This is a genomic window from Sporosarcina sp. FA9, from assembly GCF_051550205.1.
Lineage (GTDB): Bacteria > Bacillota > Bacilli > Bacillales_A > Planococcaceae > Sporosarcina.
This window is the reverse complement of record NZ_CP188819.1, coordinates 1,041,497-1,065,666: the sequence shown is the minus strand read 5'-3', so window position 1 is coordinate 1,065,666 and position 24,170 is coordinate 1,041,497. Positions and strand designations below refer to the sequence as shown.

Here is a 24,170-nt window from a genome sequence, read left to right as displayed (position 1 = left end):
AATTATTCCACGCCTTTAATTGTATTCGGGTTAATGAAGTCATATCCTTTAGCACGTAAACCTTCAACGATTGTAGTTAATGCTTCTGCAGTCCATTTACGATCATGCATTAACAAATTTGCTCCATCACGTAAATATTCACTATTCACCATAATATCCGCTAGAGTAGCCTCTTCCATATATTGCTTCTCCCAATCATAGCCATACGACCAATTCATAAGCAACATTTTTTCATCTAAAACGAGTGCACGGCTAAAATCTGTATTGACACCAAACGGAGCACGGAAAAATTTTGGTCGTTCACCTATCGCTTCTTCAACTGCATCACTAACAAATAAGATTTCCTCTTTTTGTTGTTCTTCAGAGGATTGTTTTAGATTCGCATGTGTTTTTGTATGATTTCCAATCGCAAATCCTAATTCATGTATCTCTTTCAAGATGGCTTTTTCTTCGTCGGTATCAATAAAATGACCGTTTACAAAGAAAATAGCAGGTGCATCAAGTTCTTTCAAAGTCTTTGCCATTTCAAGCGCATATTTATCGGGTGCATCATCAATCGTTAATAGAACGACCTTAGGATTTGCATCGTTTATTGGTTGAAATGCCCAACTTGTATTTAATTCATAAAGAGGCTCAATAACTTCTTCAACCTCAACTTCTTCAACTACCTCTTCATCTTCGTCTTCAATTACCCCATCAACAGGCTCTGACGATTCAACATCCTGGGTAAGTTTATCCTTAACTTCTTCTTTAGAAGTGTCATTCGAACACGCCGATAGTAGAAGTATTAGTGTCGCTAATATGTATACCAAATATTTATTCATCGTTTTTTACACCCTTTCAATCAATACATGTTAACACGATATACAAGTAGGCTACAATATATATCAAAAACAAAAATATCCCCATGGCCTATAGTACAGCCCTGGGGACATCACTTGTTTATCAATTTATTTTGACATCATATGAATTGGCTTACCCATAACAACTTCAGCAGTTTCCATTACAATTTCACCTAATGTAGGATGTGCATGAATTGTCATTGCAACGTCTTCAACAGTCATACCTGCTTCAATCGCAAGACCGATTTCAGCAATCATATCTGAAGCACTTTCACCAGCAATTTGACCACCTAGAATCAGACCGTCTTCTTTACGAGCGACAAGCTTAACGAAGCCTTCTGTAGCATCAAGAGCAAGTGCACGTCCGTTAGCAGCAAACGGGAATTTCCCTACTGTAACTTCATACCCTTCGTCTTTTGCTTGTTTTTCCGTATAACCAACAGATGCTAGTTCAGGATCTGTGAAACAAACTGCAGGAATTGCTAAGTAATCGACTTCCGACTTTTGACCAGAAATCGCTTCTGCAGCAACTTTTGCCTCATAAGATGCTTTATGTGCAAGTTGTGGACCTGGAGCAATATCTCCAATTGCATAGATATTAGAAATGTTTGTGCGGCATTGCTTATCAACTTCAATAATTCCGCGATCCGCAAATTTAATACCCATTTCTTCAAGACCCATTTCATCCGTATTCGGACGACGGCCAACTGTTACAAGCACGTAATCTGCATCAATTTTTTTCTCTTCTCCGCCTACTTCATAAGTGACGGTAACGCCTGTCTCAGTTTCTTCAACACCTTTTGCAGATGCATTCGTTACAACCTCGACACCTTTTTTCTTAAGTCCTTTTTTAACCAATTGAGTCATTTGTTTTTCAAAACCAGCAAGGATATCATTTGTACCTTCAATAATCGTTACTTCTGAACCAAGATTCGCATAAGCAGATCCAAGTTCTGTACCGATATATCCTCCACCGATTACAACAAGTTTCCCTGGTAATTCAGTAAGGTTCAATGCGCCAGTTGAGTTGATAACGCGTTTTGAATATTTGAAGCCAGGAATTTCTACCGGGCGTGCTCCAGTAGCAAGAATGGCATTTTTAAATTTATACGTTTGTGCAGAATCTTCATTGATCACACGAACTGTGTTTGCATCAACGAAATAAGCTTCACCAGAAAGATAATCAACTTTATTACCTTTTAGAAGTCCACTTACACCACCCGTTAATTTGTTAACAACGCCGTTTTTGAATTCTTGTGCTTTGGTAAAATCAATTTTCACGTCGGTTGAAGTGATTCCCATAGACTCTGAATCTTTCGCGTTCGCAAAACGATGACCTACAGCAATTAGTGCCTTAGATGGAATACATCCAACGTTCAGACATACACCGCCAACTGTTTCTCTTTCTACAATTGTTACTTTTTGACCCAACTGTGCTGCACGAATAGCCGCAACATAGCCCCCTGGTCCAGAACCTACTACAAGTGTGTCAACTTCAATCGGAAAGTCTCCTACTACCATTTTTACGCCTCCATTAATAATAGTTCGGGATTGCTAAGCAATCTCTTTAAGTGATTTAACGCATGTTGTGCAGTTGCTCCATCTATCATACGATGATCGAACACTAATGATAATGCTAACATAGGTGCCGCAACAATTTCACCATTTTTTACAATTGGTTTTTCAGAAATGCGGCCAATACCCAATATTGCAACTTCCGGATGATTAATAATCGGTGTAAACCACTGGCCACCTGCAGAACCAATATTTGTGATTGAACATGTAGCACCACTCATTTCAGCAAGTGATAACTTACCATCACGAGCCTTCACAGCTAAGCTACTAATTTCTCCAGAAATAGCGAAGATTGACTTACGGTCAGCATGCTTTACAACCGGAACTAGAAGTCCACGGTCCGTATCTGCAGCTATACCGATATTATAATAATGTTTTTGAATTACTTCTTGTGTTTCATCGTCAAACGATGTATTTAACTCTGGGAATTCTCTTAATGTGCTTACAAGAGCCTTCACAACATATGGTAAATATGTGAGTTTGATTTCTTTTTCTGCAGCGATTCCTTTAAACTTATTGCGATGTGCAACGAGTTCAGTTACATCTACTTCATCAAGCAACGTAACATGTGGAGCCGTGTGCTTCGAATTAACCATTGCTTTTGCAATAACTTTTCGAATGCTCGACATTTTCTCGCGTGTTTCAGGGAAATCACCTTCGAGATAGACAGGTTCAGTAGAAACCTTTTTGTCTTTTTGCTCATCATTAGTTTGTGCTGACACACTTACTTCCGTATCAACTGTTTCAACATCTGATGCTTGTCCGCCGTTCATATAAGCTTCAATATCTTCTTTTAGGACACGGCCGTTTTTACCTGATCCAGCAACAAGTCTAATATCTACTTCGTTATCACGTGCATGCTTCCGTACAGAAGGCATAGCGATGATACGACGATCTGTGTCAACTTCTGTTGATTTCGTAACAGGTTCCACAGCTGTGTTCTGGTCGTCTTTTGTAATTGGTTGTCCAGCTTCTGCAGCTCCCTGAACCCCAGCTTCAGTTTCTTCTTTTGTTTCAGACTGTTCTTCATTCGGATGCATGCTTTCATAACCTGGAGCATCAAAACGAATTAAAACGTCCCCTACAACTGAAACCGTTCCTTCACTAACTACGATTTCTAACACTGTACCTGTTACTGGTGAAGGAATTTCTACAACTGCTTTATCATTTTGGATTTCAAGAAGTGTATCGTCTTCATTGATTTTATCGCCTTTTGCAACAAACCACTTTACGATTTCACCTTCATGGATTCCTTCTCCAATATCTGGTAATCGGAATTCATATGCCATATTCGATTCACCCTTTCAAATTTCACTCTTAACTTAAAATGTTAAAACTTTTTTAGCTGTTTCAATGATGTCTTTTGCGTTTGGAAGCCAAGAATTTTCACCTTGTGCATATGGATAAATCGTATCAGGTGAAGCTACTCTCAGTACCGGTGCTTCAAGACTAAGAATTGCACGCTCCGTAATTTCTGCAACAACGTTTGCAGCAATACCTGCCTGTTTTTGAGCTTCTTGAACAACGATTGCACGATTTGTTTTTTCAACTGATGCGATAATTGTTTCAATATCAATCGGCTGTACAGTACGTAAATCGATTACTTCAAGTGAATATCCTTCTTTTTGAAGTTCTTCAGCAGCTTTCAAACTTTCATGAACCATTGCACCGTATGTGATAACAGTTAAATCTGTTCCTTCACGTTTCACATCTGCTTTACCAAGAGGAATTGTATACTCTTCTTCTGGAACTTCTTGTCTAAATGAACGATACAGCTTCATATGTTCCAAGAAAATTACTGGATTATCATCACGAATTGCAGAAATCAAAAGTCCTTTAGCATCGTACGGCGTCGAAGGAATTACAACGATTAGGCCGGGTTGTGAGGCAACAAGTCCTTCTAGGCTGTCTGCATGCATCTCTGGTGTTGCAACGCCACCGCCAAATGGTGCACGGATTGTTACCGGTGCATTAAAACTTCCACCACTGCGGTAATGCATACGAGCAAGTTGTCCACTTACAGAGTCCATAACTTCATATAAAAAGCCGAAAAACTGTATTTCCATAACAGAACGAAAACCAGTTAAAGAAAGTCCAATCGCGAGTCCGCCGATACCTGATTCACCTAGGGGAGTATCAAATACTCGGTCTTCACCGAATTCTTTTTGCAAACCTTCAGTAGCACGGAATACGCCACCGTTATTTCCAACGTCTTCACCGAAGACAAGAACGTTTTCATCATTTTTCAGCTCGGTCTTCATAGCTTCCGTTATTGCTTGAATCATCGTTAATTGTGCCATCGGTTACTTCGACTCCTTCTCTGTGTAAATGTCAAATTGTTCTTTCAAATTATACGGCATATCGCCTTTATGCATTATCTTAATGAAATCAGTTACTTTTTGCTTTGGAGCAGCATCCGCTAATTTAATAGCTTCTTTAATTTCATCTTTTGCACGTTCAATTACAACTTCTTCTTTTTCTTCATTCCAAATACCTTTTTCTTCTAAGTATTTGCGGAAACGAATCAACGGATCGCGTTTTTCCCATTCGCTGTCTGTTTCTGATGTACGGTAACGAGTCGGGTCGTCTCCAGCCATCGTATGTGGACCGTATCGATAACAATATGTTTCGATTAATGTAGGTCCTTCACCGTTCACCGCACGCTCACGAGCATCGCGTGTAGCAACATAAACTGCAAGTGGATCCATGCCGTCTACTAAAATACTCGGTATACCTGCTGCTACCCCTTTTTGTGCAAGTGTTTTCGCAGCGGATTGTACATCACGATGTGTAGAAATTGCATACTGGTTATTTTGAATAACAAAAATTGCTGGCGAGCGGAAAGCTCCTGCGAAGTTTATTCCTTCATAGAAGTCTCCTTGCGAAGTTCCACCGTCACCTGTATATGTCATAGCGACTGATTTTAAACCGCGTTTTTGCATTCCAAGTGCAACACCTGCAGCTTGGATATATTGTGCGCCGATAATAATTTGTGGTGGGAATACATTTACACCTTTTGGAATTGCATTTCCATGAAAATGTCCACGAGACCATAAAAACGCCATAGATAATGGCAATCCGTGCCAAATCATTTGTGGTACATCACGATACCCTGGAAGAATAAAATCTTCTTTTTCAAGTGCAAAATGGGATGCAATCTGTGATGCTTCCTGACCTGCTGTAGGAGCATAGAAACCAAGACGTCCTTGACGATTTAGTGAAATCGAGCGTTGGTCCAAAATACGCGTATATACCATACGTGTCATTAGTTCAGTAAGCTCATCATCAGACATTTTGGGATCGGCTTCTTTATTAACGATTTCGCCTTCCTCGTTCAGAATTTGGAACATTTCAAACTTCTCTTCAATCTCGTGAAGCGTTTTCACCGGATCGAACTGCTTCGAGTTTTTTGCAGCCATTGCGGCAACTCTCCTTTATCAACTGTATTATGAAACTTGTGTTTATCAATTGGTACAACCATATCATTATTTAGTATACTGAAACTAAATGAAATGGTCAAACATAGTATTCGCCTCAGTAATTCCATCATATTGATATTAGTAAATATAGAAACTAAAAATCTGTATTAGTACAATGTGTAGGCTGTATTATAATAGAATGCTGTTTTTAACAATAAAAAAACGACTAGTAATATGTAGCTCATCTAGTCGTTATATCAACTTATTTTTTATCCTCAAAACTTGAAAACAATGCATCCTTTAAACTGTTCACTTTTTTTGTGGACTCATTAAATGCATTGATTGCCGATTGAACCTTTTCATTTTGGAGATTTACTTCTTCAACTTCATCCTTTAACTCAGCTAATTCTGTTTCTTCGTTTATGAGCATATCATAGAGGTGATTTTGGATATCTTGAAGTTTCTTATATTCAGAAATGAATACTGAATGTAAATCATATCTTTCAATAGTTGCTGTTTTTAATGTTTGAATTCCATCTAGTGCCACTTCATCTGCTTTTTTAATATCGTCATCGAACGACTCCGCAAGACCTTTTGCTTTCGTCATTGAAGTTACTTCATCTCCAATTAGTACAGAACGTTCTTGTTGAAGTTTTTTTAATTCTGTAACACCTGATTTAAGTTCATCTTTTTGTTTTTGCGTCAATTTCATAATGCTTTCAAATTGATCTTGCTCCATTTGTTCAATCTTGTATAGCTCGGATTGTACATCTCGATAACCTTGTTCAGCTGTATGTATTTCAGTTAGTGTTTCTGAAAGTCTTTTTTCAACAGTTTCACCAATGCTGCATCCAGAAAGGATTATCGCACTTAAAATAGTAAATACCAAAATGTGTTTTCTCACAAATTCACCCCTTCATTTCTCTCTAAACTATATCGGTAAAATCCAATAATTTCAACCATATGCTTAATTTCTTTCAAGCTTTTTACGAATAGATTATACTATGTGTTATGTTAATCATTATTAGTGTTGAAAGGAAGATAATACAATGATCCAAATGAAAGATATTGTGCGCGAAGGGCATCCGGCACTTCGTAAAAAAGCTGTGGAAGTCGATTTCCCACTAACGGACAAAATCCGGAATACATCGGAGGAACTACTTCAATACTTAATAAACAGTCATGACCCAGAACTTGCGGAAAAATACAATTTGAGGGCCGGGATTGGTCTGGCTGCTCCACAAATAGATGTACCAAAAAGAATTTTCGCACTTCATATTACAGAAATCGAAGGAGAACCACTAAGTTTTATCGCTATCAATCCAAAAATAGTGAGTCATTCTGTCGAGCAAACTTACTTAAGTTCTGGTGAAGGATGTCTATCGGTAGATAGAGACATCAAAGGATTCGTCCCTCGTTACAAACGCATTACTATTCTAGCCTACGATTTAGATGGAAAGAGTTTCAAAAAAAGATTGAAGGGCCTAGCTGCAATAGCCTTCCAACATGAGCTCGACCATCTAAACGGCGTTATGTTTTATGATCACATTAATAAAAACGATCCGTTTAAAGAAATACCAAATGCAGTTCCTTTTGACCGTGACTAGTCCGTCTTGACAGAAGGTTCAGATAACTGTATAATGGTTTCAAGGAGTGATTCGCCATGTATAAACGCCTGAAACGGAAACTGTTGAAACGGCTCAATGGCATACTCGGAAAGAAAACAATTGCATAATATTTAAAGCCTGCCAATGAAATTGGTGGGCTTTTCTTTATTTTAAAGAAGTGACATGGTAATATGAATATTAATGGTTTCAATCGATCGTAAAAAAAGGAGAGCTAACAATGATTTTTAAAGTTTATTATCAAGCAAACAGATTACAAATACCCGTCCGCGAGAATACACAAAGCCTATACATCGAAGCAGAATCCGAGCAATCAGTTCGTGAAATGCTTAGTAACAGAGAATTCAATATTGAATACGTTCAGATGCTTGAAGGAAGTCACCTTGAATACGAACAGGCTTCAGCGTCTTTTCAACTTGAGCAGGTATAATATATGACACCTATTAAAAATAATGAAACAGCAGTTTTTGCCCTAGGCGGACTAGGCGAAATTGGAAAAAACACGTATTGCGTACAATTTCAAGATGAAATTATTATTATTGATGCGGGGATTAAATTCCCAGATGATGAATTACTAGGTATTGACTACGTTATACCCGATTATTCTTATTTAGAAAAAAATGCAGATAAAATTAAAGGCCTTTTCATTACACATGGTCATGAAGATCATATCGGCGGTATTCCTTATTTACTTCGGAAAGTGAACGTACCCGTATATGGTGGAAAACTAGCATTGGGATTACTAAGAAACAAATTAGAAGAGCATGGACTTTTACGTACAACTCAAATGATTCCAATAGACGAAGATGATGTTATCAAGTTTAGAAAAACATCTGTGTCTTTCTTTAGGACAACCCATAGTATTCCTGACGCTTACGGATGTGTCGTTAAGACTCCATCAGGAAACATTGTTCATACTGGAGATTTCAAATTCGACTTCACACCCGTTGGTGAACCAGCCAATTTAACAAAAATGGCTAAGATTGGTGGAGACGGTGTATTATGCCTTCTTTCGGATAGTACAAACGCTGAAATACCGAACTTCACAATGTCTGAGCGTAAAGTTGGAGAAAGTCTAAATGAAATCTATCGTAAAGTAGATGGTCGTATTATATTTGCGACTTTTGCATCGAATATTCATAGACTCCAACAAGTCATCGACTCAGCACAAGAATATGGCAGAAAAATTGCTGTATTTGGACGCAGTATGGACAACGCAATAACGATAGGCCGTGAATTAGGTTATATTAATGGACCTAAGGAATTGTTCATTGATACACAGTCGTTAAATAAATTACCCGCAAATGAAGTTATGATTTTATGTACAGGTAGTCAAGGTGAACCAATGGCAGCATTGTCACGTATCGCGAACGGTACACATCGTCAAGTTCAAATTCAACCTGGCGATACAGTCATTTTCTCTTCATCACCTATTCCAGGAAATACACTGAGTATTAATAAAACCATTAACTCATTGTTTCGTGCAGGTGCAGATGTTATACACGGTTCTCTTAGTAATGTTCATACTTCTGGACATGGATCCCAAGAAGAACAGAAATTAATGATTCGTCTTATTAAGCCAAAATACTTTATGCCGATTCATGGTGAATACCGCATGATGAAAATGCATACCGAACTAGCTGTCGATTGTGATGTTCCACAAGATAATACGTTCATTTTGGGTAACGGCGATGTGCTTGCACTTACTGCAGATAGCGCTCGTAAAGCAGGACGTGTTCCATCAGGTGATGTCTATATCGATGGTAGTGGAATTGGAGATATTGGAAGCGTCGTGTTACGCGACCGAAGAATTCTTTCAGAAGACGGTCTAGTTATCGTTGTTGCTACGGTTGATACAAAAAATAACCGACTCGTTTCGGGTCCAGATATTATTTCTCGTGGGTTTGTTTACATGAGAGAATCCGGCGTCATGATTCACGAAGCACAACGGATGCTTTCTAAACAATTGCAAGGTAAACTAGCAACTTCACCATCTAATATTGCAGGACTCAAGTCTGAAATTACGGATGTGCTTGGACCTTATCTATATGAAAAAACAAAAAGAAAACCTATGGTACTTCCAGTAATTATGGAAGTTTAAAACGAAAACCCCGCAAATGCATAAGACTTATGCATTTGCGGGGTTTTTTTGGAAGAATACAAACCATTCTTCCTTAATGAAGTGCTTTCTTTTCAAATGTATGAATATCATCATCTGATCCTATAACAATCAAAACATCTTCAAACTCAATTTTTTCAATGGCTTGCGGGGAAACTAAAATGTGTTTTCCGCGCTTTATTGCAACAATGTTGACACCATACTTTGCTCGGATATCTAAATCTACAAGTGTGGAGCCTACGAGTTTTTCATTTGCTTTAATTTCTGCTATTGAATGTTCATCTGATAACTCAAGATAATCCAATATATTATTTGAAACCATATTATTCGCAATTCGAATACCCATATCGCGTTCAGGGTGAACTACTTGGTCTGCACCAATTTTTCTAAGAACTTTCTCATGATAATCATTTTGTGCCTTTACTGTAATCTTTTTCACGCCAATTTCTTTTAACATCAATGTTGTTAAAATACTCGCTTGAATGCTTTCCCCAATGGCGACAACAACATGCTCAAAATTACGTATACCAAGCGATTTAAGGGCGGCTTCATCCGTCGTATCCGCCACAATAGCCTGTGTTGCGATTGTGGCGTACTCATCCACTCGTTCCGCGGAAATATCAATCGCCATGACATTTGCACCGAGTTCTATTAATTCTTTTACAATGCTTCCACCAAATCGACCAAGTCCGATTACAACAAACTCTTTTTTCATACCGTTATCTCCCCTGTCCATTTAATGAATGCCTACTACAATAGTACAATTATAAGCACTGTCAAACAATCTACGCAAGTTTACTTACACTATAATAATTCTTTAAATATAAAAAAGTCCAGCTGCGCAAATAATGCGCAACGGAACTTAAAATCAATCCTTTTTCATTTCATCAAGTACGCGATTTACACGTTTTTCAAGCATTTTCATTCCGCTTCCACCGGCTTGGAAATGGCGAAGTTGACCCTCTTTATCAAAAACATAATAAGCAGGTACATGCTGATTATCAAATGCGTCTGTAAGTTTCATTTCACTATCAACAAAAATAGATTGTGTGATGTCGTGTTCTGCAGCAACAGCCTTAATTTCTGCAAAATCTAAATCATCTTCCGAACGTGGCATATGAACTGCTACAACATTCAAGTCTTCTTTAAAACTATCCCGGAAGTTATTCACATCTGGCATAGCTTCTTTGCATAAGTGGCAGCTAATAGACCAAAAGTGAATGAGTGTAGGCTTTTCGCCAACGAGTTCTGATTTAGTTTTCTCACCATTTAGCCATGCAGTAGCGCCGTTTAGTTCAGGTAATTGATCGCGTAATTTCATAATAATGTCCTCCTAATTTTAAAAGATCCCCACAGCTAATAGTATGCGCGGGGATCCGGTATTTAATATTAAATCAAAAAAGTATTACAGTGTTTTTTGACCTGGTCTCCAGTTAGCTGGACAAAGTCCGCCAGTTTGAAGAGCTTGTAAAACACGTAGAGATTCATCAACATCACGGCCAATATTATTATGGAATACAGTCTGATACTGTAGTTCGCCTTCTGGATTGATGATGTATAAACCACGTAGTGCGATTCCTTCTTCTTCAATTAAAACACCATAGCTTCTCGAAACTGAATGGTTTGTATCCGCTGCTAACGGGTATTTTAACTGCTCAAGTCCACCGTCTTTACGAGCTGTATTAATCCAAGCAAGATGCGTGTGAATTGAATCTGTAGATACACCAATAATATCCGCATCTAGATCTTCAAACTCGTCAAAGCGATCTGACATTGCAGTGATTTCTGTTGGACATACAAAAGTGAAATCCATTGGATAAAAGAATAAAACCGTCCATTTATCATTTTTCATGTTCTCTGCAAGGCTTACTTTTCCAAAACTCTTATCAGCCAATACAGCATCCATTGTAAAATCTGGGGCTTGTTTTCCTACCATACGTTCTATCATAAAAATCCCTCCAAGAAATCTTTTGTGTCAGTCAAATTCATACTGCACAATCTATTCTTAGAATATCAAATTGACTATACGAATTCAAACTCCTTGCCTATATTAGAGTCGTTTCAAAGGGAAGTATGACGATTTTATGACAGCTTTGTCTTTTACAACTCTGAAGGTTTGTTTGGCCTAGTTGAACAATGTTCACATGTTGGATCATCACATAACGATTCTTGCCATTCATTACATGATTTACAATATGTCGAATCATATTCATCATTGTATTTTAATCGTTCTAAGCATTCGGGACAATGATTGGAAGGGTCAGTCCAAGCGACAATTTTTCTACCTTTAGCAAGAAAAGTGCCTTCTATTTTCTGATTCATTAGTGCTAAATCTTGAAAGTCGTACATGTGTAAACCAAGGTCTTCCATCGTCCATTTTCGTTCATCAGGGTCCAAATAAAATACCTTTTTCTTTCCCAATATTACCCCTCCTCATATTCGATGTATTGTACCATATTTTATTGATAAATCTCAATTTCAAATGATTTATTTTTATACACCATTTTATTAAAGCACTTGATTTTCGACATTTTTTTCGTATAATTAAAATATGCTTAAAGTAAACAATTAGTTAACTGAAAATAAACCGCATTTTTTTGAAGGGGAGCTTTTCATGCAAATTGGACCAAAAATTAAAAGTTTACGCTTAAAAAAAGGCTTAACACAAGAAGAATTAGGAGAACGAACGGATTTAACGAAAGGGCATATTTCCCAGCTAGAAAGAGATTTAAATTCTCCTTCTATTGAAACGTTTTTTGCTCTTCTAGAAGTTCTTGGGACAACTCCTAAAGACTTTTTCGATGATTCCCGAAAAACTACAAAAATCGTTTATTCAACCGAGGAACAAACGATTCATTCAGATGATGTTTTGAAATACAGCATTCAATGGCTTGTTCCAAAATCAAATGAAAATGAAATGGAACCTGTTATGATTACATTTAATGAAAAAGGAGAATTCAAAAAGTTCGAGCCTTCCCTTTCCGAGACATTCATTTACGTACTGTCTGGAAGAATAACAATTGAACACGGTGAAACAAACTATACAGCTGGTAAAGGTGATGCGGTATATTATGATGGTTCTGAAAGTCACAAACTAATGAATGCATACAATGGTAAAAGCAAATTTATACTTGTTGCAACTGAATCTTATTTATAAAGAGTACTGAAGGAGGATTATGGTGAAAAAACAACCGATTATTCGATTTGAAAATGTAATGAAAAAATACAGCGGTGATACAACTGTTCTAAAAAGTGTTTCTTTTGAAATGGAGCGTGGCAAATTCTATACACTACTAGGGCCATCTGGTTGTGGTAAAACTACAATTCTTCGGCTCATCGCGGGCTTTATTGAACCGACTGAAGGTTTGATATTATTTAATGGGAAAAAAATGAACGACGTACCTGCGAATGAACGTAAAGTAAATACAGTTTTTCAAGATTATGCCCTATTCCCTCATTTGAATGTCTTTGAAAATATTGCTTTTGGGCTTAGAATCAAAAAAGTAAAGCAAACCGAAATCAATAGACGTGTTGAAGAAGCCCTTAAATTCGTAAATCTCGAAGGCTACGAATCGAGGGAGATTGCTGAAATGTCCGGTGGCCAAAGACAGCGTGTTGCGATTGCACGAGCGATCATCAATGACCCTGAAGTTATCCTACTCGATGAACCACTGTCCGCCCTAGATTTAAAATTGCGTTCCGAAATGCAATATGAATTACGCGAATTACAACAACGACTTGGTAAAACGTTCGTGTTTGTAACACATGATCAAGAAGAGGCACTGGCAATGTCCGATGAAATATTCGTTTTGGATGCTGGTGAAATCATACAATCTGGTACACCCTTAGATATATATGACGAACCCATTAATCGTTTTGTGGCCGACTTTATTGGTGAATCGAATATTGTACCAGGTGTGATGGTAAAAGATTATTCTGTTCAATTTACTGGTAAAACTTTTGAGTGCGTAGACAAAGGTCTCAATCCAAACGAAAAAGTCGATGTCGTTTTACGTCCGGAAGATCTTGAACTAACTACAGTTGATAAGGGGAAATTGAACGTAACGGTCGATACTCAATTGTTCCGTGGGGTTCACTACGAACTATCCACATACGATTCAGAAGGCAATGAGTGGCTCGTTCATTCAACGAAAAAAGCCGAAGTTGGTTCAATTGTCGGTCTTGATTTCAATCCCGAAGATATTCATGTCATGCGTTTAAATGAAACGGAAGAAGATTTCGACGCACGACTTGAGGCTTATGAGGTATCAAGCAATGAACAATAAACTATTACGACCGCTATACAACGTCCCATACATTGCTTGGATTTTGCTTTTTGTGCTTACACCAATTGCACTCATTGTATATTATTCCTTTTTCGATCTAACTGGGAATTTCACGCTCGATAACTATCGAAACTTTTTTTCTTCCGTTTATTTAAAGTTAACAATTAGTTCGTTTTGGTATGCATTTCTGATTACATTATTTTCTTTAATATTTGCGTATCCAACGGCTTACTTTTTAACTAAAACAAAACATAAGCAACTATGGCTTTTGCTAATCATCATTCCCTCTTGGATAAACTTATTATTGAAGACGTATGCCTTCATTGGACTTTTTGGTTTATACGGCCCAATAAATGCATTCTTGGAAATGACGGGGCTTGGTAAACAGCAAATCCTATTTACAGATTTTAGTTTTGTATTCGTTGCAGTATATATATTTATTCCTTTTATGATATTACCAATTTTCAACTCGCTGGACAAACTAAATCCAGCACTTATTGACGCAGCTAGGGATCTTGGGGCAAATTCCTGGACCACATTTAGACGAGTTATTCTACCTCTTACAATGAATGGCGTAAAATCTGGAATACAAGTTGTTTTCATTCCAGCTCTATCGTTATTTATGATCACGCGTCTCATTGCTGGGAATAAAGTTATTACACTAGGAACCGCTATTGAACAGCAATTCCTCGTTACACAAAACTGGGGAATGGGTTCAACAATCGCTGTGTTTCTAATTCTTTTCATGTTTATCATTATGCTCATAACAAATGGTAGCGAGAAAGGAGTGTCCGGAAATGGAAAAGTTAAATAAGTTTCCAAAACTCTTTTTGGCAGTCGTTTTCATTATTTTATATACACCCATCTTTTACTTAATTTTTTACTCATTTAATTCTGGTGGATCGATGTCTGGTTTTGAATCCTTCACGCTTGAACACTATGCAGCTGTTTTCGAAGATAAGAGACTGATCGTCATATTACTAAATACAATTGTTATCGCCTTAATGTCTGCACTTGTCTCAACTACAATCGGTGTTCTTGGCGCCCTCGCAATTGTTTTTATTAAGAATAAAAAGATGAGAAATGCTGTATTATCTTTAAACAATATTTTGATCGTTAGTCCTGACGTTATTATCGGGGCATCCTTTCTAATTCTATTTACACTGCTTGGAGTGAAACTCGGTTTTGCTTCCGTGTTAATCTCACATATTGCTTTTAGTATTCCGATTGTTGTTATTATGGTATTACCGAAGTTACTAGAAATGAGTCCTACACTCATTGATGCAGCCGTTGACCTTGGTGCAACAAAACGAGATGTGTTGACTCGAGTTATAATACCATTCATCAAACCAGGAATTTTCGCGGGATTTTTCCTTGCATTAACATATTCACTAGATGATTTTGCAGTGACTTTCTTCGTAACTGGGAACGGATTCTCAACATTATCAGTAGAAATTTATTCAATGGCTCGAACAGGAATTACGTTAACAATTAACGCATTAACGGGACTCATCTTCGCCATTACTGTCGCTATCGTTTTTGGTTATTACGCACTCAGCCGTAGAACAAAAACACCATCTTCGGGGGTGAGAAAATGAAGGATATATACCGTACGGTCGCATTGATTTTAATTGTTTCCGCTGTACTTTTGCTAATCAATTCAAAGTTAAATGAAGGCGGTGGGCGTTCGGGCAAAAATTCTTTAACAGTCTATAACTGGGGAGAATACATTGATCCCGATTTAATAAAACAATTCGAGCTAGAAACAGGTATAAAGGTCACTTACGAAACGTTCGATTCAAACGAAGGAATGATGGGGAAAGTTGAACAGGGTGGAACTGCATACGATGTTACGATGCCTTCCGAATATATGATTGAAATGATGACTGAAAAAGATTTACTGTTACCCATTGATTACAGCTTGATTCCTAATGTTATAAACATAGATCCGTACTTTATGGACTTACCATTCGATCCTAACAATAAATATTCACTTCCCTATTTTTGGGGAACACTGGGCATTGCATATAACCCTGAGTTGTTGGAAGGACAAACTTTTGAGAGCTGGGATGATTTATGGGATCCTTCGTTGAAACAGGAGATTATCTTAGTCGATAGTGCACGCGAAACGATTGGTATGGGGTTAAATTCTCTCGGGTATTCATTAAACTCAACTTCCCTATCAGAATTACGGAAAGCTACAGATAAATTGAAAACACTAAGCAATAATGTCAAAGCGGTCATTGGTGATGAAGTAACACCACTTATGATTAACGGTGAAGCAGCTATCTCACTGACATGGTCTGGCCAAGCTGCAGACATGATGAGTGAAAACGAAGATATTAACTATGTTGTACCTGAAGAAGGATCCAATTTATGGTTCGACAATATTGTCATACCGCGAACGGCTAAAAATATTGAAGGAGCTCATGCCTTTATTAACTTTATGCTTGATGCGGAAGTTGCTGCACAGAATGCAGATTACGTAGGCTATTCAACACCTAATTTGGAAGCTATGAAATTAATGGACACTGAAGTAACGGAAGATGAACGATTTTATCCAGACGAGGAAACACGCGATCATTTGGAAGTTTATAAAAATCTCGGACTCGAAATGCTTGGAATTTATAACGAATTGTTCCTAGAATTTAAAATGGATATGAAATAACTAATCTAACGCCCCTACTATACTATAGGGGCGTTTTATAATTCAATGATGTGTACATTAAACTATAATAATTGTATAATTTAGTGACTCGAAGTATTTTTGAAAGTTGGTAGCAGAATGACTAATCGTGCGAATAAATTTGCGCTTTATGTACTTATGTTTAATATGTTTATTGCAATGGCTGGAATCGGACTTATTATTCCCATCATGCCACAGTATTTAGATACGTTCGGTGTTGCCGGGCAGACCCTCGGTTTTCTCATTGCCACGTTTTCATTGGCACAATTTATATTTTCTCCACTCGCTGGTGATCTATCGGATAAACACGGTCGAAAAAAACTCATTATTTTCGGACTCATTGTTTTCGGTATTTCACAGCTTACTTTCGGAATTTCTACTGAATTATGGATGTTATACGTTTCAAGGTTTTTCTCTGGCTTGGGATCTGCATTTATCATACCGCCTATGATGGCTTTTGTTGCAGATATTACTACATACGAAGAGCGTGGTAAAGGAATGGGGCTATTAGGGGCCTCTATGTCGCTCGGTTTTATGATTGGTCCTGCTATTGGCGGGTTTTTGTCTCGAATTAGTCTGGAATTCCCTTTTTTCGTCGGTACCGCCGCAGCACTTATTGCGGCGACAGTTTCATTTTATGCATTACCTAATCCCACACCGAAGAGTACTATTGAAACCGGTACTAAGGTAAAAAGGGAAAACTTGTTCACGCAAATGAAACGTTCTACTGGGACAACATATTTTGTGATGCTCATTGTTATGTTTGTTTTTTCATTCGGTTTAGCAAATTTCCAATCCATCATCTCGATTTATGTAGATAAAAAATACTTTTACTCCCCAACACAAATTGCAACCATAATCACCGTAGGAGGATTTGTCGGCGTTATTGCACAAACGTTTATCATCAACAAACTCTTTAAGCGATATGGAGAAATGCGCGTAATTCTAGTCAATCTCTTAATTGCAGCATTTGCAATGATTGGTATTTTATTCGTTCATGTATTCTGGTCTATTTTACTCGTTTCAGCTATCTTCTTTACAGCAACCTCTTTCTTAAGGCCAGCAGTTAACACATTGGTCTCCAAACTCGCTGGCAATGAACAAGGGTTTGCAGCGGGAATGATGACGGCTTATATGAGTTTAGGAAACATGATTGGTCCGGCGTTAGCCGGTGTATTATTCGACATTAATATGTCCTACCCATATATTATTGGTACGGTTATCTTACTCACATGCTTCACAATTGCATTTGTATGGGCTGGCAAAAACCGAAGTTTGTTGTCGGATTTGGGTTCTTAATAAAATCAACTTACAACTACAAAAAAGGCATCTTCCCATCTAACTTTAAGGGAAGTTGCCTCTTTTTCATTTTCCACATAGGATTTAGCGTTTTCTCTTTGATTTCAAAAGTTCAGACACTGTATCCTCTGTTGTTGGTATACTTTCAGGATTTGACTCTGGAACTCGCCTCGCTCCAAAACCTTTAAACATACCAAAACGGCGTAATGTGATGTCTAAGAAAAATAAAATCATTGCTGTTAGGATTAACCATTGTGCAATCGGTCTTTTTTCTGCACTTTTAAAGGGATGACTGCGAAAAGCGTCTGCGGGTGAATCCAGTACGATTCCACCTGTTTGGGTAGCTATTTTTTCCATTAATGCAGCATTCGCTCGTAAGGGTTTGTACTCTTCGCTGTAAGGGACTGAAACGCCTGCCTCGAACAAACCACCTCTATCATCTGTGACACCGAAAAAGACAAGCCCCGGCTTTGCATCGAGGGACACACGAACTTTTCCTGGGGCAAGAGGTTCTGAGGTGAACGGCACTTCTTTTCCAGCTTCATCTACAATAGCTATATCTAGGAATGCCGCTTGGCGGGAACTATCCGTTACAGTATAGTTTCCTCCTTGTTCATGCGTAATAATATAGGGTACTTCTAAGTAGGATGGTAAAAGTCTTGCGATGGCCGTATTCCAAAAGTCCGAATAACCGGACCATCTTGCTAAATCGCCGCCCCATTTCCCTGAAGAATCCGATGTGAACGCAACTGTTCGACCAAGTCCATACATCCATTCTGCAATAACTGGATCTTCCTTGGGGCTTTCACCTATAATTGTCGCTGTGCTCTTTGGTGTAGTAGCGATGTACGCATTTATTTCAGGGACCCCTTCTTTAAAAAGGGACGTCCATTCAGGAACATTCCCAAGGGTCATATAAAATGGATTATCCTCAATATACGTCCTTGTAATCATTGCTGTTTCTCTTGACAGTATTGCTGGAACGGTGGATTCATCTACAACATCATAGAATCGCCCCCCTCCATTTTCTGCAAGACTTTCAAGTAAACCAACGTCTGCATCCGATCCAATTGCAACCGTAGACATTGTAATATTATGTTCTTTCCCTCTTGAAAGAACATCTTCATAATCCGGCGGCATTGGGGATTGACCATCCGTAAGTAAAATAATATGTTTTCTTTGTAGATTCAAGTCTTCAAGATCTTCATACGCTTTTTTCATTCCCGGAAAAATATCCGTCCCCCCTGCAGCGGGAACTGAAAGTATTTTCTCGATGGCTTCTTCTTTATTCCCCAGTGGACCTACTGGAATGACATCCCACACTTGATGATCAAAAGCGATAAATCCAAAAGTATCATCGTCTCTTAACAATTCAACCGATCGAGCGGCCGCTTCTCTAGCAAGAACAATTTTTTGGCCGGACATACTACCTGAACGGTCCATAACGATCATTAATCCAAGGGACGGAAGCTGTTCTTTCCCTTTCACTTCCATTTCTACTGGTAAAATTCGTTCGATGGGTGATTTAAAATAGCCACCAAGTCCAAAGCTTTCATCCCCACCAACCATCATAAATCCAGTGCCGAAACTTTTCACCGCTTGTTCAATCATTGCCATCTTATTTTCGCCAACGGTATGCCCCGGCACATTATCAAAAATAATGGCTCCGTATCCTAAATAACCAGACAAGTTTTCAGGTAATTCTTCTGCACTCACAACATCAATATCAATTGCCTCTTGATCAAGAAGAGCTGGTATATTGGATGGGTTTCGTTTTGTTTCTACGATAAGCACTCGAGGTGAACTTTCCATAATGGTTACGGATAGCATTCGATTATTCTCTAAAAATCGGTCGTTATCGACAATAATCTTTGCCTCATATTTCAGTAAACCTTCACCAGCAGAATCTATTCGGTAGGAAAAAGCATTGTTTCCTGGTTCGAGTTCTACAGTTTGTTTTACAACCTCTAAATCATTTCGATATATATAGAGCTCACCAACAGTTTTTGACGATGAATCTATTTCAACTTGCAACAACTGTTTCTCACCGCTATAAGAGGTTTTCGGAGTTTCAAAAACAGTAATAGAGGCATCGTTTGTTGTCGCTACATCAACGAGTAACGTATCAATTTGGATCCTTCCGTTTGAAAACTTTGGCAATAAATCCAGAGCCGAACCAACTGTTTCATTGCCGTCAGAAACAAGTACAATTCGTGTAGCAAAATCTTTATTTGCAACTGAAGTTGCCATATCAATTGCTTTTGCGATATCCGTTGCATCCTTTTCATCAATGTCTTCCAAAACAGAAACGGAGACACTTGCGTCCGTTAAAAGTGTATCCGTGCGAAAGTTTTTTGCGAATGAGTAAAGACCTACAGACTGTTTCTCGTTTCTATATTTCAAGCTTTCCGCAATCCATTTATCTGCTGATAACCCACCATCGTCAATTGATATTGAACGGTCTACAACGAACAATACTTGTTCTTCCTCCACCTTTAAATTGAAGTAAGGAACTGTAAGTGCAAACACCAAAAGAATGAGTGCAAAACTTCTTAGAACAAAAAGCAGCATACCTCTACTTTTCAACTTTAAAGCGGAAGATTTCCACGTAAAAGCAATATAAATAATGATGGGTATAAGAAGTAATAGCCATAGTGGTTGGTCAATTCGGATATCCACGTCTTCTTTGCACCTCCCACTCAATCAGCATTATTATTAGGATAAATAGCGGTAAAAAAATAATTCCGATTAATTTCTTACCTATTTCTATACCTCCATCACTTTGCGTTCTAGTTACTGTAAAGGAAGTATTCGTCAAGATCTCTTTCTCATCATCCTCTAGTTGAACCGTAAAGAGTTTTTCATTATTACCCTCACGCAACTTATAAATTCCAGGTATTGAAGGTGCTCGAAAACTAGAACCCTCGGTAAAGGTCGTAACGTATTCATCTTCGTTTGTATAAAGTTCAATTTCGCTTGAAACGATTGATTTTCGTTGATTCGGTGCAAATGTACCAACAACATTCGCTTCAGTTCGAAGTAATTCTGCCGAGCTCCATATAAATAGTGGAAAAGATGGATGCAGTGGCCAATCCGTCTTCTCAATGTCTGCTAAAATTACTACATCACCGCGACTCGATTTTTGTATGAATGGTTTTTCATCTATAGACGCGATTGTTGTCATTCCATCAATTGGAGGGTACACCTCACTTACGTAAACATTGCTAATGTCCACAATTGAAAACAATGGATCTGTTGTGCTTTCGATAACACCAGATACAGGTTCAGCAGTAGAATCATTTCGACCAATCATAATAATCGGATTTGTTCCTTTTTCTAGAAAAGATACATCATTCGTAACGATAATCGATATGTCTTGGGCTTGGGACATTTCGTTTACAGTGCCGATTGTCACTTCTAATTGTGCGGCTTCAAATGCTTTTTTTACGAGTTCATGGAGATTTCCATCTATTATGGCTTCATTTTTTTCATTTCCAAGAAGGGCATATGCACTATTATCTTCTTTATAGCTATCTTCTATGACAAGTTCCGCATGAACAGCTTTACTGTTTGGCAAATCTTTAAAAGACACGAGCAGATCGCTTATAGCTTCAATTTCAAATGCTTCCTTGGCAATTAACACACCTGTTAATCCATCTTTTATATGAACTTCGCCTTGTTTCATTTCCTCAGATTGGTTAGATATTTTCACGATTACCTCAATGCCATCCGCAGACTGACCGGCACCAAACTTATCAATCGAAACATTCATCTTCTTATCCGGATTGCTGTTAACGATCCAACCAATTTTGCCATCGCCTTCAGGAACGGTAGCTCGATCAAATGAATCTGTGTATACATGAATATCTGCACTGTTGCTTGCTGCTATGGATTGTGCAAACTCAATCGCCCGGTCCATGAATTCATGCTCATAAGACACCGCCAGATTTCCAATTGCATCTAGAACCTTTTGTGTATCTGTTTCTTCACGAAGTATTGCAGTTGGTTCCTTGCCTGTCGTAATCAACGTTACTGCCTGATCAACTTGACCGACTACTAACTTCTTCATTTGTTCTTGATGTTCGGAAAATAAAGTTCCATCCTTTTTTTCAACGAGCATTGATGCTGAAGTATCTACGATAAAAATCACATGATCACTCATTGATTCTTCTTGATCAACAAAGGGTCCAAGCAATAAAAAAACAAAGAGTAGTAAAGCGAGCATTTGTAAATAAAACAATGCGTTTCTTTGTAGGTTTTTTAAATACGGGGATACTTTCGTTTCCCGCATGGATTGCTCCCAAAAAAGTGTTGAAGATATTGTTTGTGTTTCATAACGTTTTCTAAAAAAGTAATAAAGTAGGACGGCTAATGGAAAAATTGCCGTCCATCCAGTCATCCAATTCGCAATTCCCATAAAGCCGTTCCCCTCCTTAACGAATCCATGCTGCATGTCTCATCTTTTTTGTCACAGTTTCCATAATACCGTCAGAAACTTCTGCCCTTAGTAAACGGATTCCATACTTTCTTGCAAGTGTTAAAAGATACGCTTCATGTTCAGCCTTTCGGGTACTATAGTCTTTCATAGAACGACTCGTTATTGTTACTTCAACGCCCTCTTCGCTTTCAATGTCAACGAATCGCACATCACCTTCAAAATCCGGTTTCTCTTCTTGTTTGGAGTGAATCGTAATGATTCGAACATCTTTACACACACCTCGAAGCCTTTTAAAAAGGTGCTCCCACTTATCCAACTCTTCAAGTCCATCTGTAATGATGAACAAAACTGTAGATGCTTTTGGAAGATGCTTTAAGACATTATTCGTAAATGGACTCGTCGATTGCGGATATTCAATTGCTGAAATAAATTTGGTAATAGAAGATCTATGAATTGCACCTTTTCTTCTAAGAAAGTAATTTTGTTCATCTGACCATGTGGAAAAAGATAGAGTATCCCCACTCTTTAAAGCAATATGACCGAGGGCAATTGCTAGTTGACGCGCAAAATCCCATTTGTCATCCGCGCCCATCGATTTTGTCGGATCGAGTAAAATATGTATACGCATCTCCTGTTCATCTAAAAATTGTTTGATGAACGGCTTATCGGTCCGAGCATATACATTCCAATCAATATGTCTAAGATCGTCACCAGGATGATATTCTCTGTAATCCGAGAAGTCGAGTGAAGACCCCATTTTTCTAGATCGATGCGTTCCTTTATGATGCCCCAGACGACCCGATTTTGAAATAATGGATAACGAACTCAGTCTCTTCGTCAGTCGGTTTGAAAATAATTCACCCGTCATCTCGCAGATTCCCCTTGCCGAACTTCTTTAATTAGCTTTCCAATCAAGTCATCGATTTCAATGCCTTCCGCTTCCCCTTCGTAGTTCATAAGAATCCGATGACGAAGAGCAGGTTTAGCAACCGATTTAATATCCATGATTGAAACGTGGAATCTTCCCGCGATTAGAGCACGAGCCTTCGCAAGTTTAATAATGGATTGCAGTCCACGAGGGCCACTTCCATATTGAACATACTTCGTCCACTCTTCTGCTGAACCCGTTTTATTATGCGTTGCTGCAACAAGATCTACAGCGTAATCAATCATTTCATCCGCGATAATCACTTCTTTAACCATTTCTTGAGCAGTGACAATATCTTCCGCATTCATTACTTTTCCGATTTGTATTTTCTGTGATCCAGTTGTCCGTAAAACAATTTCCTTTAGTTCAGACTTCTTTGGATACGGCAATAAAATCTTACACATAAATCGGTCCATCTGTGCTTCGGGAAGTGGGTAAGTCCCTTCCATTTCAATAGGGTTTTGTGTAGCGAGAACGAAGAAAGGCCGCGCCATTTGTCTTGTCTCTCCAAGAACGGTCACCGTGTTTTCACCCATTGCCTCGAGCAATGCACTTTGTGTTTTCGGTGTCGCCCGATTTATTTCATCTGCTAGAACCATCTGACTGAAAATCGGGCCTTTCTTAAAGGCGAAACGTTGCATTCCTTCCTCGTTCCGCTCCAATATACTTGTTCCCGTAATATCTGCTGGCATTAAATCGGGTGTAAACTGGATTCGTGAAAAAGATAAATCCAAAACCTCAGAAATTGTTCGAATGAGCATCGTTTTTCCTAGGCCCGGTAACCCTTCTAGAAGTGCATGACCATCCGCTAAGATAGAGTAGAGACAGAATTCAACAGCCTCATTTTGACCGACAATAAACTTCCCAATTTCACTTTTCACTTCACCGAGTCTTTCGCTCATTTCTTTAAACTGTTCTGGCGTAAATGACATCAATACACTCCCATTCTTTCT

General features: G+C 38.3%; 23 protein-coding genes. 9 read left to right on the top strand and 14 right to left on the bottom strand.

Annotated elements, in window-relative coordinates:
- Positions 1 to 2 precede the first annotated feature (2 nt).
- The 6 genes from ACP8HH_RS05035 to ACP8HH_RS05010 form a co-directional block, all read right to left on the bottom strand.
- On the bottom strand, positions 3 to 824 hold the full coding sequence (locus ACP8HH_RS05035; RefSeq protein ID WP_438316726.1) for a polysaccharide deacetylase family protein: 822 nt from the start codon (positions 822 to 824) through the stop codon (positions 3 to 5).
- Positions 825 to 950: 126 nt separating this feature from the next.
- Complete coding sequence (lpdA, locus tag ACP8HH_RS05030) at positions 951 to 2,363, bottom strand: dihydrolipoyl dehydrogenase (RefSeq protein ID WP_438316723.1); 1,413 nt, start codon at positions 2,361 to 2,363, stop codon at positions 951 to 953.
- Positions 2,364 to 2,365: 2 nt separating this feature from the next.
- Positions 2,366 to 3,706, bottom strand: a complete 1,341-nt coding sequence (locus ACP8HH_RS05025) for a dihydrolipoamide acetyltransferase family protein (RefSeq protein ID WP_438316720.1) — start codon at positions 3,704 to 3,706, stop codon at positions 2,366 to 2,368.
- 33 nt (positions 3,707 to 3,739) lie between these two features.
- Positions 3,740 to 4,717: an alpha-ketoacid dehydrogenase subunit beta gene (locus ACP8HH_RS05020; RefSeq protein ID WP_438316717.1), complete on the bottom strand. Its 978-nt coding sequence runs from the start codon at positions 4,715 to 4,717 to the stop codon at positions 3,740 to 3,742.
- Between the two features lie 3 nt (positions 4,718 to 4,720).
- Positions 4,721 to 5,836, bottom strand: coding sequence for a pyruvate dehydrogenase (acetyl-transferring) E1 component subunit alpha (gene pdhA / locus ACP8HH_RS05015; RefSeq protein WP_438316714.1), 1,116 nt, complete (start codon positions 5,834 to 5,836; stop codon positions 4,721 to 4,723).
- Positions 5,837 to 6,098: 262 nt separating this feature from the next.
- Complete coding sequence (locus tag ACP8HH_RS05010) at positions 6,099 to 6,740, bottom strand: YkyA family protein (RefSeq protein WP_438316711.1); 642 nt, start codon at positions 6,738 to 6,740, stop codon at positions 6,099 to 6,101.
- Positions 6,741 to 6,885: 145 nt separating this feature from the next.
- On the opposite strand from ACP8HH_RS05010, the gene def reads away from it, so the two are divergent.
- The 3 genes from def to rnjA all read left to right on the top strand — a co-directional run bounded on the left by def (position 6,886) and on the right by rnjA (position 9,562).
- Entirely contained in the window at positions 6,886 to 7,443 is a 558-nt protein-coding gene (def, locus tag ACP8HH_RS05005) for a peptide deformylase (protein WP_438316708.1), read from the top strand.
- A 238-nt stretch (positions 7,444 to 7,681) separates the two neighbouring features.
- Entirely contained in the window at positions 7,682 to 7,891 is a 210-nt protein-coding gene (locus ACP8HH_RS05000) for a DNA-dependent RNA polymerase subunit epsilon (RefSeq protein ID WP_438316705.1), read from the top strand.
- Positions 7,892 to 7,894: 3 nt separating this feature from the next.
- Positions 7,895 to 9,562, top strand: a complete 1,668-nt coding sequence (gene rnjA / locus ACP8HH_RS04995) for a ribonuclease J1 (protein WP_438316702.1) — start codon at positions 7,895 to 7,897, stop codon at positions 9,560 to 9,562.
- A 73-nt stretch (positions 9,563 to 9,635) separates the two neighbouring features.
- Here rnjA and ACP8HH_RS04990 read toward each other — a convergent pair whose 3' ends face one another.
- The 4 genes from ACP8HH_RS04990 to ACP8HH_RS04975 all read right to left on the bottom strand — a co-directional run bounded on the left by ACP8HH_RS04990 (position 9,636) and on the right by ACP8HH_RS04975 (position 12,001).
- Positions 9,636 to 10,295, bottom strand: a complete 660-nt coding sequence (locus ACP8HH_RS04990) for a potassium channel family protein (RefSeq protein ID WP_438316699.1) — start codon at positions 10,293 to 10,295, stop codon at positions 9,636 to 9,638.
- A 153-nt stretch (positions 10,296 to 10,448) separates the two neighbouring features.
- Positions 10,449 to 10,901 carry a TlpA family protein disulfide reductase gene (locus ACP8HH_RS04985; RefSeq protein ID WP_438316696.1) on the bottom strand — a complete coding sequence of 151 codons (453 nt, stop codon included), beginning with the start codon at positions 10,899 to 10,901 and terminating at the stop codon, positions 10,449 to 10,451.
- Positions 10,902 to 10,985: 84 nt separating this feature from the next.
- Positions 10,986 to 11,528, bottom strand: a complete 543-nt coding sequence (locus ACP8HH_RS04980) for a peroxiredoxin (RefSeq protein WP_438316693.1) — start codon at positions 11,526 to 11,528, stop codon at positions 10,986 to 10,988.
- Between the two features lie 152 nt (positions 11,529 to 11,680).
- Positions 11,681 to 12,001, bottom strand: a complete 321-nt coding sequence (locus tag ACP8HH_RS04975) for a hypothetical protein (RefSeq protein WP_438316691.1) — start codon at positions 11,999 to 12,001, stop codon at positions 11,681 to 11,683.
- Between the two features lie 193 nt (positions 12,002 to 12,194).
- On the opposite strand from ACP8HH_RS04975, the gene ACP8HH_RS04970 reads away from it, so the two are divergent.
- From ACP8HH_RS04970 to ACP8HH_RS04945, 6 genes are all read left to right on the top strand, one after another.
- Positions 12,195 to 12,737 carry a helix-turn-helix domain-containing protein gene (locus ACP8HH_RS04970; protein ID WP_438316688.1) on the top strand — a complete coding sequence of 181 codons (543 nt, stop codon included), beginning with the start codon at positions 12,195 to 12,197 and terminating at the stop codon, positions 12,735 to 12,737.
- 58 nt (positions 12,738 to 12,795) lie between these two features.
- Positions 12,796 to 13,866 (top strand): ABC transporter ATP-binding protein, encoded by a 1,071-nt coding sequence (locus ACP8HH_RS04965; protein ID WP_438319035.1) that lies wholly within the window; start codon positions 12,796 to 12,798, stop codon positions 13,864 to 13,866.
- Positions 13,856 to 14,680: an ABC transporter permease gene (locus tag ACP8HH_RS04960; RefSeq protein ID WP_438316685.1), complete on the top strand. Its 825-nt coding sequence runs from the start codon at positions 13,856 to 13,858 to the stop codon at positions 14,678 to 14,680. Before ACP8HH_RS04965 ends, ACP8HH_RS04960 begins: the two co-directional genes overlap by 11 nt.
- A complete protein-coding gene (locus ACP8HH_RS04955; protein ID WP_438316682.1) occupies positions 14,664 to 15,464 on the top strand; it encodes an ABC transporter permease in 801 nt (266 codons plus the stop codon). Before ACP8HH_RS04960 ends, ACP8HH_RS04955 begins: the two co-directional genes overlap by 17 nt.
- A complete protein-coding gene (locus tag ACP8HH_RS04950; protein ID WP_438316679.1) occupies positions 15,461 to 16,534 on the top strand; it encodes an ABC transporter substrate-binding protein in 1,074 nt (357 codons plus the stop codon). The genes ACP8HH_RS04955 and ACP8HH_RS04950 overlap by 4 nt, the downstream gene beginning before the upstream one ends.
- Before the next feature lie 117 nt (positions 16,535 to 16,651).
- Positions 16,652 to 17,851 carry an MFS transporter gene (locus ACP8HH_RS04945; RefSeq protein WP_438316676.1) on the top strand — a complete coding sequence of 400 codons (1,200 nt, stop codon included), beginning with the start codon at positions 16,652 to 16,654 and terminating at the stop codon, positions 17,849 to 17,851.
- Between the two features lie 84 nt (positions 17,852 to 17,935).
- Here the strand turns inward: ACP8HH_RS04945 and ACP8HH_RS04940 are convergent, their stop codons facing one another.
- Genes ACP8HH_RS04940 through ACP8HH_RS04925 form a run of 4 tightly spaced genes read right to left on the bottom strand, consistent with a single transcriptional unit; the run spans position 17,936 to position 24,149 of the window.
- Entirely contained in the window at positions 17,936 to 20,530 is a 2,595-nt protein-coding gene (locus ACP8HH_RS04940) for a VWA domain-containing protein (protein WP_438316673.1), read from the bottom strand.
- Complete coding sequence (locus ACP8HH_RS04935; RefSeq protein ID WP_438316671.1) at positions 20,514 to 22,268, bottom strand: vWA domain-containing protein; 1,755 nt, start codon at positions 22,266 to 22,268, stop codon at positions 20,514 to 20,516. The genes ACP8HH_RS04940 and ACP8HH_RS04935 overlap by 17 nt, the downstream gene beginning before the upstream one ends.
- A gap of 16 nt (positions 22,269 to 22,284) precedes the next feature.
- Positions 22,285 to 23,157, bottom strand: coding sequence for a DUF58 domain-containing protein (locus tag ACP8HH_RS04930; protein ID WP_438316668.1), 873 nt, complete (start codon positions 23,155 to 23,157; stop codon positions 22,285 to 22,287).
- A complete protein-coding gene (locus ACP8HH_RS04925) occupies positions 23,154 to 24,149 on the bottom strand; it encodes an AAA family ATPase (RefSeq protein WP_438316665.1) in 996 nt (331 codons plus the stop codon). Before ACP8HH_RS04925 ends, ACP8HH_RS04930 begins: the two co-directional genes overlap by 4 nt.
- Positions 24,150 to 24,170: the final 21 nt, after the last annotated feature.